Origin of the sequence: Kitasatospora sp. MAA19, assembly GCF_029894125.1 — a bacterium.
In the GTDB taxonomy this organism is placed as follows: domain Bacteria; phylum Actinomycetota; class Actinomycetes; order Streptomycetales; family Streptomycetaceae; genus Kitasatospora.
On record NZ_JARXYZ010000091.1, the window covers coordinates 1 to 1,302 of the forward strand.

General features: G+C 68.7%; 1 protein-coding gene. It reads left to right on the plus strand.

Annotated elements, in window-relative coordinates:
- Positions 1 to 45 precede the first annotated feature (45 nt).
- Positions 46 to 1,263: an IS30 family transposase gene (locus P3T27_RS40895; protein WP_280686453.1), complete on the plus strand. Its 1,218-nt coding sequence runs from the start codon at positions 46 to 48 to the stop codon at positions 1,261 to 1,263.
- Positions 1,264 to 1,302 lie beyond the last annotated feature (39 nt).

Consider the following 1,302-nt stretch of genomic DNA (forward strand, 5'->3'; position numbering starts at 1 on the left):
CTTGGGTTCTAGGAGTCGTTGCAACACCCCAGTTCAGGGGATGCATTGGACTTCGAGATCCGTAAGGACAGGACGCCTCAGGGCCCGCGGAAGCTGACCCGGGAACGGGCGGCATACTCCCAGCTCATGCAGCAGGGCTACAGCAACAAAGAGGCCTGCCGGATCGTCGGCATCGACGAGCGGACGGGCCAGAAGTGGCGTAACGGGCGCAAGCCCACCGGGACGCAAAGGACGGCGCTGCTACCGCTCACAGCGGTAGCAGCGCCGTCCGGTTCATCCCGGTACCTGCGCGAGGACGAGCGGATCCACATCGCCGACCGCCTGCGGGAGAAGGCCACCGTCCGCGCGATCGCGGCGGAGCTGGGCCGCAGTCCCTCCACGGTCAGCCGGGAAATCCGGCGCAACTGCCATCCGGGAAGCGGGAGTTACCGGCCTCATGCCGCGCAGGCCCGCGCCGACGCCCGCCGGCCCCGCCCCAAACCCGGCAAGATCGGCCAGAGCCCGCAGCTGAGGGACTTCATCCAGCACCACCTGGACAAGCGATGGAGCCCGGAGCAGATCTGCCAGGCTCTACGGGACACCTTTCCCGAGCGGCCGGAGATGCACGTGGCCCACGAAACCGTCTACCAGGCTCTCTACGTCCAAGGCCGAGGTGAGTTGCGCCGTGAGCTGGCCGGCGCCCTGCGCACCGGCCGCGCCCGTCGCAGGCCCCAGCGGCAGGCCACCTGCCGGCGTTCCCGCTTCACCGACCCGATGGTCATGATCAGCGAGCGTCCCGCCGAGGTGGAGGACCGGGCGGTTCCCGGGCACTGGGAGGGCGATCTGATCATCGGCAAGGACGGCGCCTCCGCGATCGGCACGCTGGTCGAGCGCGCCACCCGCTACGTGATGCTCCTGCACCTGCCGAACGGCCGCACCGCCGAGCAGGTACGCGACGCCCTCGTGGAAACCGTGCAGACCCTGCCCGGGCACCTGGTGCGTTCGTTGACCTGGGACCAGGGCGCGGAGATGGCCGAGCACGGTTTGTTCACCCTGGCCACCGACATCCCGGTCTACTTCTGCGACCCGGCCAGCCCCTGGCAGCGCGGCTCGAACGAGAACACGAACGGCCTGCTGCGGCAGTACTTCCCCAAGGGCACCAACCTCTCGGTCCACACCCCCGAACACCTGGCCGCCGTCGCCGCCGAACTCAACGGCCGCCCACGCAAAACGCTCGGCTGGGAAACCCCAGCCGAGCGTCTGCATAAACTCATCGCGGCCTAGACAACCGACTACGTGTTGCGACGACCGCTAGAAACCGCC